We start from the raw sequence: 10,146 nt of genomic DNA on the forward strand, positions 1-10,146 counted from the left end.
TCAGGAATGGGCGCTCTCCCAGGCGAAACCGTCGGGATCCGCGAAGGGTTCGGAAGCGCCGGAGATGGCGATCCGGTGCGATCCGGTGCCTTCCGGAGCGAGCCCGGCATCCTTCGCCAAGGCGCGCCGACCATACAGCGCCAGTGTGACATTGTCTGCTGCACTGGTGAATTCGACGTACTTGCGGCCGAAGCTCTTGGACACCTCGAGTCCATGGTCGAGGTAGAACTGCTTGCTGGCCTTGACGTCTTCGGCGCCGAGCAGTAGCACGAGGTTGTCGATCGTGCGGGTGGCCGGCCCGTTGTTCTTCTTCGACGACGTGGCGATCTTCCAGATCGAACCGTCGGGAGCCTGAACAACTCCGCCGTATCCCCAGAGGGATTTCTTGACCGGCTTCAACTCGGTGGCACCGGCTGCGAGCGCTGCGCCGACGAATGCGTCGACGATGTTCGGTTGGGAGACGACGAGCGAAAGCGTATATCCACGAAACCCGGTTGTCGGTTCGTTGGATTCGCGTAGCTGGATTCGATCTCGGACGCCGAGAGCGTCGTGAAAGGCCTCGGCTGCCGCGAGGTCCGGGACGTCGAGGATCACGGACTGCGCGGTGGTCCTCTGGGCGCTCCCTGCCGATGTGTGGTTTGACGCCGTGTGGTTGGAAGTGGACTTCTGTGGTGTGTTCATGTGTTTCAAGGTAATTGCGGGTCCCTTGGCCGTGCTTCTCGATTCCTGATCGGTTTGGTGAGCCACCATGCGGCATGTATCTCGGAAGCGGGCACTGCGCGGGCAATTTGTCGTGAATATCCTGTTCAGCGGATGTTTTCTCGATAGGCTGATGAGCGCTGATCGGACGTATCTCACGCCACCATGGAACGGGGAAACCAGTGATCGCACTGCGAGGAAAGTCGTTGGCCGCGGTAGTAGTGGTGTCGATGACGGTGGCGTTGGGCGCGTGTACATCCGGTGAATCGGCGCCTGAGGCGGGCGCTCACTACGGCTCGGACGGTGCCCCTGTCGACTACCGGGAGCCGGTGAAACTGAGCAGTCGAGATGGTGTCCTCGAAGTGCGGTTGTCCGCTCATCAGGGAGTAATTCCGCTCGATACCGCGTCGGCGCCGGTGTCGAATTTCCTGCTGTTCGGGTACGAAGTCATTCGCGGTACGACCTCGGACGGGTCGACCTCGGCGAGTGACGTCTATCCGGCGCCGACTCTCCGGGTCAACCCCGGGGAGCGGTTGATCATTCATTACGACAACGATCTGCAGGATCTCACGGTCGAGGACTTCTACGATCCGGCGTTCACTCCGGCGGGCGGGGATGTGCCGATCTATCCGCCGGCGCTGTCGTCGGCTCCACTGAATCTGCACACGCACGGAGTTCACGTGAGTCCGGACGGTAATGCCGACAACGTGTTGCTCAACATCCCCGCCGGCCAGGGAAATGTTTACGACTACGCGATTCCGGGGACGATGCCGAACGGTCTGTACTGGTATCACAGTCACCGGCACACCCTCACTGCGCAGCAGACTTACATGGGTCTGGCCGGACTACTGGAAATCGGCCGGCCGGACGGAAATTTGCCTGTCGTGACGGCGAACGACATTCCGATCCGCGATATGGCACTGCAGTACAACTTCGTGTTCGACCGCAAGGGGAAGGGCCGGCAGCTCAACGACGCGAACTGGCCCCAATTCGTCAGTACCTTGACGCCGCCCACCGGCGCGGAATTAGCCGATGGTACCTACCGTCCGAGCTTGGCGCCCGTGAATTTCTCGGAAACCACGGAGGGAGCACAGTATTTCACCAACTGGTACAGCGGACCGCTGTCGCCGGCCAACCATCGTGGACAGAATCAATTCGTGCCAGGCAACCTTCAGAGCTTCGCGGGCGAATCGACGAGAGTCCCGGCTGACCCCTCCCTGCCCGACAACCAACGCGACGTGCAGTACACCGTGAACGGTCAATTTCAGCCGTCCCTGAGATTGAAGCCGGGTCAGACCGAGATCTGGGTCCTCGCGAACATCAGCGACTTTGCCTACATGCCGGTCACGTTGACGGAAACCGCAACCGGCGCTCATCCGAAGTTCGCGATCGTGGGCCAGGACGGAAATCCGTTCGACGAGGTCAGGCCACCTGTGGACGGCGACGGAACCAGGCTGGTGATTCCGCCGGCCTCGCGATACGCGATTGCGGTGACGATGCCGGAGGCCGGCGATCTGGTGCTGGAGATGCCACCGCTCGAAGGTGCAAAGCCGGTGAGCAATCCAGGCATTCTGTACACAAACAACGGCACCGACAATCCGCCGGCCGAACTCGGAACCGTCACTGTCGACCCGTCGGTGATCAGCTACGCGGACGGATTCTTCACGTTCCCGACTCAACAGTTGATCCGCGCGACACCAGACGAGGGCGAAGGAAAGACGACTCCATTCGACTTCGGACAAAAACTGGACACTTACACCTCGTTCGTGGATACCGCAGCGATGACGCCCGACGTGACCCGCAACCTCACAGTCTCGGGCGGATTCGGAAACGAGAAGGCCAGCAACAGTGATCCGAAAGCCTTCACCTACGAGTTCGCCGACAACACGTTCCCCAACATTCCGCTGATTCAACCGCGTTTGAATTCCGTTGAGGAATGGAAGATCACGAACCTCAACAACGACGAACATCCGATGCATATTCACGTCAACGACTTCCAGGTGACGGAAGTCGTGGATCCCGTCGCAGGTACCACGACGGGCGTTCAGCCGTGGGGAATCGACAACGTGAACGTGCCGGCGCCGGTGACGGACGAGAACGAGAATGCGCTGGAACCAGCATCGGTGACGTTGCGGACGAAGTTCACCGAGTACACCGGAACCTTTGTCATTCATTGCCACCGACTCAATCACGAGGACAACGGATTGATGGCGACTGTCAACGTGATTCCAGAGGTGTCGACATACGCAGTGGCGGTGCCCGGTTCGGCCGGAGTCCCCGCCAAAGTTCAGATATTCGATGCCAACGGCGACAAGCTGATCTCCACCGTCACTCCCTTCCCGTCGTTCGAAGGCACGCCGAGTGTTGCGATGGCCGACGTGAACGGAGACATGGTGCTTGATCTGGTGGCTGGAACAGGTGCAGGCTCGGCTCCGGAAGTGGTGGCGTACAACGCAGTCGGAGGCGTGCCGTTCACCGACGAGTTGGCAAGATTTGCACCTTTCGATTCGGGGTTCCGTGGTGGAGTGAACGTGGGCGGCGTCGACATCGACGGAAATGCTCTGGCGGACAACATCATCGTTGCGTCGGGCCCAGGAATGGAGTCGCAGGTCAAGATCTACTCCACCGACCTTCCAGCGGACAAGAAGTCCGCGCCGGCAGAATTCGGCTCCTTCTCTCCGTATCCGGGTTCGAGTAGCGGCGTCACTTTTGCAACTGGGATGGTCGACAGTCACTCCGGTCGGGCGAGCATCGTGACCGCGCCGGGTGCCGGCGACGAGCCTTTGGTCAAGACGTTCCGCTACGACCTGTACCAGACGACGGCAGCTGCGCAGGGTGACTCCGATGAACACGCAGGTCATGCGGATGGTCCGGTGACGACATCACAGTTCTTGGCCTTCGATCAGGGCTATCGCGACGGGGTGTCGCTCTCGACGGGATGGGTGGCCGGCGCTGAGGGCGGAGCCAAATCGATCGTGGCGGGCATGCTCGGAGGGGAGGGTTCAGTCCGTGTCTTCTCGAGTGGATCCAGGCTCGACGGCGCGCCCGAGATGTACCTCGAGAGCCCTGACCATCATTCGGCGGACGTAGAGTTTCGGGAAGTCGCAGCCTTCGATCCGTTCGCCGGTCCAGGATCGGGCGTCGAAGTAGCGACGACGAGCACGACGACCGGCGCGGATCTCCTTGTGAGTGGTAGCAACGGAACGGGTGCCGAAGTTCGGAAACTCACGCTGGGTCGCGCCGATCCGTCCGCGACTACATTGACACCGACGCTTGTGGGAACGCTTCCGCCCTATCCTGTCGGTGGGGGAGCCTTGCCGCTCGGTGGTCGATGATCGCGTGTGCTTCAGTTTCGAAAGTAGTTCGATTTCAACAGGTCTGAGTTGTGAGCGTTCTTGAAGTTGTCCGTTATGTCTCTGGTTCTCGAAAGTATGTTCGATTAGACTTTCGGTATGGACAGTCGGGAAGCGTGGCTGCTGGATGGTGAGGACCTCAAGAGTGAGGTTCTGGATCTGGTGCGTGTCCGGCATGAGTTGCAGTCGCGGATGGTGTTGTTGATCGTGGAGATGTTTTCCCGTGAGGTTCTCGGCGGGAAGGGTTTTCGGGCGATTGCGCAGTGGTTGCATGGTTCGACGAATGTGGAGATCGGTGAGTGCAGCCTGTTGGTCAGTCTGGCGCGGTTGCTGTTGCTCGAACCTGTTGTGGCGGATGCTTTTCACCGGGGCGATGTGGATGCGTTGAAGGCCCGTCAGGTGGCGTCGTTTTGTCAGCATCCGCCCAAGAACATGACCCCGGCGGATGTGGACAAGGCACGCGGGATCCTGCTCGGGTTGGCGTCGAAGAACATCGCCGATTGTGATGCGGTGCGGGCGGCGATCCGGCGGATCGAGAAGCAGTACGGCAAACGTGAGGACGGCGTTCCGGTGGGGGAGGATTCGGAGCGTAACGAGTTCTATGCCTCGAAAGGCTTGTACGGGCGTGTGTCGGTGAAGGGCGATCTGGATGCCGTGAACGGGGCCCGTTTGATCACGTTGTTGTCGAGTTTGTCGGCGCCGACGCCGGAGAAGGACGGCGTGAAGGACACGCGTACTGCGGCGTTGCGGCGGGCGGACGGGTTTTGCGAGTTGTTGCGCCGGTACGAGCGGGCGGGGTTGGGTCCGATCGAGGGCGGGGTGAAACCGCACATCACGGTGACTGCTTCGGCGAAGGACATGACGGACCTCAAAGCCTTGAAGGATCTACTGCCGTCGAGTCAGGAACTGGGGTTCGCGTGGACGGATTGGGTGGGCCCGGTCAGCATCGACACTGCACGGATGTTGGCGTGTGATTGCACGGTCACCCGGATTTTGTTGGACGAGAATGGTGTTCCGCTCGACTGCGGCAAGGAAGTACGGACCGCGACGGTGCCGCAGCGGCGGGCGTTGGCCGTCCGGGATGGTGGGTGCGCGTTTCCGGGGTGTGGGACACCGTCGGGGTGGTGCGATGCTCACCATATCGTTCACTGGAATGATGGTGGCCCAACGGATCTCGACAATCTGATCTTGTTGTGCGGTCATCATCATCGGACACTGCACCACACGGAATGGCGGGTCGAGATAGGCCCGGATCGGAAGGCGGTGTTCTATCCGCCGATGTCGATCGATCCGTTCCAGCATCCGATCGGCGGGAACAGCCCACCGACAGCGGCGTGAACCGACATAACTGAAAATGCCAGCGTGTGCACCAGGGAAGAATCATGCCCTGGTGCACACGCTGGCATTTTCGTGTTCCGTCGAGTTCAAGGCAGCGACCAGAACTGAGTAGTCACGAGGTAGAAGACGACAACCCAGAACAAGGTCACAGCGGCAACGATTGCCACTCCTTGCGCGTTCGTCTTCGCCACAGGAATCCCCGGAGGTGGACGCAGCCAACGGCGCAGGAGTCGATTCACGTAGTACGGCATCGTGAAGAAACTCATGATGAAACTCGACAGCAGATTGCCGATCAACAATCCCAGCCAGAGGGGCAGCTTCAGCGGCGACAGGGCCAGGGTGAGTAACACGACCGTCGGGTAGAGGCCGACCCAGACGGCGATCGAGGTTTTTGTCTCCGAAGGTGGCGGGGCCTCGTTTCCGTTCTCGTCGAAAGCAAACCAACTGCCGAACGAATTGTCGACGGTCCGGAGTTCGAAGTCGTGGAACTTGCGGCCCTCGGCGAGGAGTTGTTGTCGTTCAGGGGAAGTCAGCCACGTATCGAGATGGGCGGCGTTGTCGAAGCGATAGAGCAGCGTCCATTCATCCTGCACACCGTCGACGGGGCGAAACAGTTCGGTGCCGCGAAATCCGTCGAAAGCGCTCTCCACTTCGCGAAGACGGTCCTGCCAGGCGAGGAACTCGTCGATGCTGTCATCACCGACTCGGTGCGTCACCACGACGGTCAGCAACGGGTCCGGAGGTTTGATCCCGCCGCTCACGACCTGCTGCGTGGCCGGGCCGTCGAAGTACTGACGACCGTTCTCCAGGTGGTCCTGCCTCGTCGCGCTGTTGATCCACGCTTGAACATGTGCGATGGAGTCGAAGCGGTACACGATCACCCAATCAGGTTGGGTAGGCGTCGGAGCCGCAATTTCTGCTCCGAGGAAGCCCGCGTAATCTGCGGCTGCTCGGTTGAGATCTCTCTGCCAGACCTCGAACTCTTTCTCCAGTCCGGCGCGCACTCGCTGGCCGATGATTACTGTTGCCGCGCTGTCTGCCGAGGTGTTCGCGGTCATCGGTTCAGGCCCGTGTAGATGCGCTCGGGGGTGAGCGGTAGCGACCGGAATCGCGACCCGGTGGCATCCTGCAGTGCGTTCGCCAGTGCAGGAGCAACCGGATTGATGCAGCACTCTGCCATTCCCTTGGAGCGGAGCGGACCAACGGAGTCGGACGAATCGACGAGGATCACCTCGGTGCGAGGAACGTCTGCATAGGTCGGTATCCGGTAGTTACGCAGGTTCGGGTTCATCATCGCGCCATGCGCGTCTACGTGGAAGTTCTCGGTCAACGCGAAGCCGATGCCCTGGGCGACGCCACCTTCGATCTGTCCCCGCACCTGCGCCGGATTGATGATCACCCCAGCGTCGGTGGCTTGGACGCTGTAGAGAATGCGAATCTCACCGGTGATGCGGTGGACGGCAATCCTGAAGCCATGGGTGTTGGACACCACGCTGCGCGGAGACCCGTAGGCCTTCCGAGCCTCGGTGAATCGGATCCCGCGCGGGCGTGCTGCCTCGAGTAACTCTTGCAGCGTTACCCGAGTGCTGCCGCAGACGATCTTGTCGTCGTCCATCGAGCACTGGTCTATCGCGACGCCGGTGTGGTGTGCCGCGAAGGCCAGTAGCCGGTCACGTAGCGCGTTCGACGCGCGAAGGACGGCGTTGCCGGCAACAAACAGCCCGGCGCTGGCGAAAGCGCCTGTGTCGAAACCGGTTCGGTCGGTGTCCGATTGAATGATTCGCACACGCGACGGTGTGGTGCCCAGCTGATGTGCGGCGATCTGCACGTGGGCGGTAGAGGTTCCCTCGCCGAATTCGACTGTGCCGATGGCAAGTTCGTACACACAGTCCTCGCCGAGAGTGAGCCAGGCCTCGGAAATGTGCTCGGTGGGAGGCGCTGTCTCATGTAGAGAACTTGCGGTGCCGGTCCCGATAAGCCAATCGTCTCCGAGGGATGGGGTCTGATTTCGGTTCAACGCGGCGTCGATCAGATCGATGCATTGCCCCAGTCCGTCTTCGGTGAAGATCACGTCGTCGGGGCCGTCCTCGAGTGCGACCAGCGAATCGCCCGGTCGCACGATATTGCGTCGGCGCAGCTCTAGCGGGTCCATGTCCAGTGCGACGGCCAGCTCTGTCATCGCCGATTCGACGGCGAAAGCGGGCTGAGTCATCCCGTATCCGCGCAACGCACCACTCGGAACATTGTTCGTGTACACGGAATACGCATCGAATTTCTTGTTCGCACAGCGGTAGAGCGAGACTGCCGCGCCGCCGGCAAAGAGTGTCTCTCCGCCGTGGTTTCCGTACGCACCGGTGTTCGAGATGTTTCGGTACTGAAAGGCTGTGAGGGTGCCGTCCGACTTGGCACCAAGTTTGATTGTCAGCTTCATCGGATGACGTGGTGACGCGGTGGTGAACTCTTCTTCGCGGGTGAATTCCAGGCAGACGGGACGGCCGGTGTCCAGGGTGGCGAGCGCCACCAGATCTTCGCTGATCACTTCTTGTTTTCCGCCGAACCCGCCGCCCACGCGCTTGCAGAACACTCGTAGTTGATCCGGGCGGAGGTCGAAGAGGTGGGCAAGTTTGACCTTGGCGATCGAGGGAGACTGCGAACTTGTGCGAACGTGGAGGCGGCCATTTTCCATCCACGAGATCGATCCGTGCGTCTCGAGGTGTGCGTGCTGAACCCGCGGTGAGAAGTAGGTGCCTTCGTGGATGACGTCGGCCTCCGCGAAACCGGCGTCGACATCGCCGACGTGGCCGTGAATTTCGAGCAGGATGTTGCGTTCGGGATCTCTGACAAAGGGATCGTCGGACCCGTGCAGGGCCGGAGCGCCGTCGGCCATGGCCTCTTCCGGATCGAACACAGCAGGCAGGATCTCGTACTCGACTTTCACCTTCCGGCGGCCTTCTTCCGCGGCGACGACGGAGTCGGCGAGTACGGCGACGACACGCTGGCCCACGAAACGTACGACGTTGTCGAGGATGTACGTGTCGTCCGGGTCTACAAGGTGGTCGGTATGAATTGCCGTGGTGAAGAGCTTGCGCGGCACGTCTTTCCAGGTGTAAACGCGATGCACGCCAGGGACAGCGAGAGCGTCGGTGGTGTCGATGGAGGTGATGCGTGCATGGGCGTGAGGCGAGTGCAGCACTTTCAGGTGCAGCATGCCGTCGATTTCGGTGTCCATCGTGTACTCGGCGCGTCCGGTTACCACCTCGGTCGCCGCCGGCGCGCCTACGCTTGTTCCGACTGCTTGACCGGGGAGGGCAACCTCGATTGCGCTGACACCGCTGACAGCGTCTTCGATGGATCGGTAACCGGTGCAGCGGCACAGGTTTCCCTTGAGCGCTCGCGGCAAGTCTACTTTCTGCTCGTCGGTGAGTGCCGCCGAGGTCATGATCATCCCAGCGGTGCAGAACCCACACTGAAAACCGGGTGCGTCTCGGAACTGTTGCTGAATCGGATGGAGATCTTCGGGCGTGCCTAGTCCCTCGATCGTGGTCACGTCGTGACCGTCGGCGCGAAACGCGGGCGTGATGCAACTGTGGATCGGTGCGCCGTCGAGCCACACCGTGCAGGCCCCACAATCACCTCCGTCGCACCCCTTCTTCACTCCGTGGTGTCCCAGTTGCCGAAGGAATGTGCGCAGACACTGACCGGGGAACGGTTCCTCGTCGAACTTTCGTTCGTTCACCGTGTAGCTCATGACAGGCTCCCCGTCAGTTCGATTCGCAGCTCGTCGGCGTAGTGACGAGCGAGGTGAAGGCGGTGGTCGGGGGTTCCGTTGGGATCGTCGAACCAGCTCTCGGCGGGGATGGAGTCGACAGCTTGTCGCAGAGATTCTTCGTCTGGCATCGCGTCGAACGTCAGCCGGATCGGATGCGTTGTGCCCGCAGTGATGGTCAGGTGAAAGTCGTCCGTGCCAGGAGTCTGCACCGCGATCATGAAGATCGTCGATCGCCCGAGATGAGTGAGACTGAATCGGCGGTGGGCGTGCCGTTTGGTGAGTGCGTGCACCGGGAACTCGATGCTCCGAAGAACTTCGCCCGGCTCCAGGACGTTCTGGTGGTCGCCGGTCACGAAGTCGCAAGCGTCGACGGTTCTGACACCCCCGTCGGTAGCCCACAGTGTGAACGTGGCCTCGAGTGCTACCGCCAGCGTGATCATCGGTCCGGCGGGAAGTGACATACAGATGTTGCCGCCGACGGTGGCCGCATTCCACACCTTGAACGAGGAGAGGAAGTATTCGCAACTGACGCGAATAAGTGGACTTGCGCGCCAATTGTCCGGTGGTACAAACGCATACAGTTCGGCAACTGTGCACGTAGCTCCGACACTGAAGTGAGTCGCGCCGACGTCCAGTGGTGTCCAACCGAGTGCGGTGAGGTCGACGAGTCGACGTGTGTCGGGTTGTTCGGCGGAGAACAGCCAGGTTCCACCGGCAAGCCAGGCGTCGCCTGGACGCCACACTTCCCCTGGGCGATCCGGTGGTCGGCGTATCACGTCGGTAATGGTGGTGATGTCCATGCGCCTGCTCCCCTCGGGGGACGTGTCGTCCAGAAGTGGGACATTACCGAGGTGACGGGACACATTCACACTTTTAGTGCATATCGGGCACGTGAAACATGAGTGAAACGTATGCGACATCGGCCGGTGGATCGCTGCTTGTGCTGGCCGATTCTGGGTACGACTGCTTGAGAGGCGCGATCAGCCT

General features: G+C 61.0%; 6 protein-coding genes. 2 read left to right on the forward strand and 4 right to left on the reverse strand.

The annotated features are described in order from the left end of the window. Positions 1–681: a glyoxalase gene (locus tag ACFWAD_RS22740; protein ID WP_378547964.1), complete on the reverse strand. Its 681-nt coding sequence runs from the start codon at positions 679–681 to the stop codon at positions 1–3. 248 nt (positions 682–929) lie between these two features. Between ACFWAD_RS22740 and ACFWAD_RS22745 the strand changes: the two genes are divergently transcribed. Both ACFWAD_RS22745 and ACFWAD_RS22750 read left to right on the forward strand, forming a co-directional pair. Then, a complete protein-coding gene (locus ACFWAD_RS22745) occupies positions 930–4,034 on the forward strand; it encodes a multicopper oxidase family protein (protein ID WP_378548169.1) in 3,105 nt (1,034 codons plus the stop codon). A gap of 117 nt (positions 4,035–4,151) precedes the next feature. Then, complete coding sequence (locus ACFWAD_RS22750; RefSeq protein WP_378547967.1) at positions 4,152–5,390, forward strand: DUF222 domain-containing protein; 1,239 nt, start codon at positions 4,152–4,154, stop codon at positions 5,388–5,390. Between the two features lie 86 nt (positions 5,391–5,476). Here the strand turns inward: ACFWAD_RS22750 and ACFWAD_RS22755 are convergent, their stop codons facing one another. From ACFWAD_RS22755 to ACFWAD_RS22765, 3 genes are read right to left on the reverse strand one after another with little or no spacing between them, the layout of a single operon-like run. Next, positions 5,477–6,448 (reverse strand): antibiotic biosynthesis monooxygenase, encoded by a 972-nt coding sequence (locus ACFWAD_RS22755; protein WP_378547970.1) that lies wholly within the window; start codon positions 6,446–6,448, stop codon positions 5,477–5,479. Further along, positions 6,445–9,138, reverse strand: coding sequence for a molybdopterin-dependent oxidoreductase (locus ACFWAD_RS22760; RefSeq protein WP_378547973.1), 2,694 nt, complete (start codon positions 9,136–9,138; stop codon positions 6,445–6,447). The genes ACFWAD_RS22755 and ACFWAD_RS22760 overlap by 4 nt, the downstream gene beginning before the upstream one ends. Continuing rightward, entirely contained in the window at positions 9,135–9,959 is an 825-nt protein-coding gene (locus ACFWAD_RS22765) for an FAD binding domain-containing protein (RefSeq protein ID WP_378547976.1), read from the reverse strand. Before ACFWAD_RS22765 ends, ACFWAD_RS22760 begins: the two co-directional genes overlap by 4 nt. Positions 9,960–10,146 lie beyond the last annotated feature (187 nt).

This window comes from Rhodococcus sp. NPDC059969 (genome assembly GCF_042738325.1).
Classification (GTDB): Bacteria; Actinomycetota; Actinomycetes; order Mycobacteriales; family Mycobacteriaceae; genus Rhodococcus_F.